Annotated in this window: 1 pseudogene; it reads left to right on the top strand. The window is 72.2% G+C overall.

The features are described 5' to 3' along the window. Positions 1-504 (top strand): annotated as a pseudogene (locus CCN44_RS37500) (M6 family metalloprotease domain-containing protein); the annotation flags it as partial. Positions 505-508 lie beyond the last annotated feature (4 nt).

The following is a 508-nucleotide window of genomic DNA, read 5'->3' as shown; positions in this document are numbered from 1 at the left end:
GGCGGGGGCGCGGTCGGGCACTGGGACATCATGAGCGAGGACTGGGGCGCCAACAACGACCTGCTCGGCTGGCACAAGTGGAAGCTGGGCTGGCTGGACGGCGGCCAGGTCGGCTGCGCGGCGGCCCGGGGCGGCGTCGAGTACACCCTGTCCCCGCTGCACAAGCCGGGCGGCGGCAAGCTCATCCTGGTACCGGTCACCTCGCGCACCACCTACGCGCTGGAGGTCCGCGCGCAGGGCGGCAACGACGAGGCGGTCTGCCGTCCCGGCGTCCTCGTCTACAAGGTCGACGCCACGGTCGACACCGGCCGCGGCCCCGTCACCGTCTACGACAGCCACCGCCACAGCGGGGGCTGCACCAGCAGCCCCAACGTCCACGCCGAACTCTCCGACGCCCCGTTCACCCCCGGCGAGAGCTTCAAGGACCCGCGCCACGGCATCGCCGTACAGGTACTGAGCATGGACGAGGAGGGGAACTGCCGGGTGCGGATCACTCGGGGGTGAGGGG

Source organism: Streptomyces tricolor (genome assembly GCF_002155905.1).
GTDB lineage: Bacteria > Actinomycetota > Actinomycetes > Streptomycetales > Streptomycetaceae > Streptomyces > Streptomyces tricolor.
The sequence above is the reverse complement of the archived record's forward strand: the minus strand, read 5'-3'. Positions and strand labels throughout refer to the sequence as shown.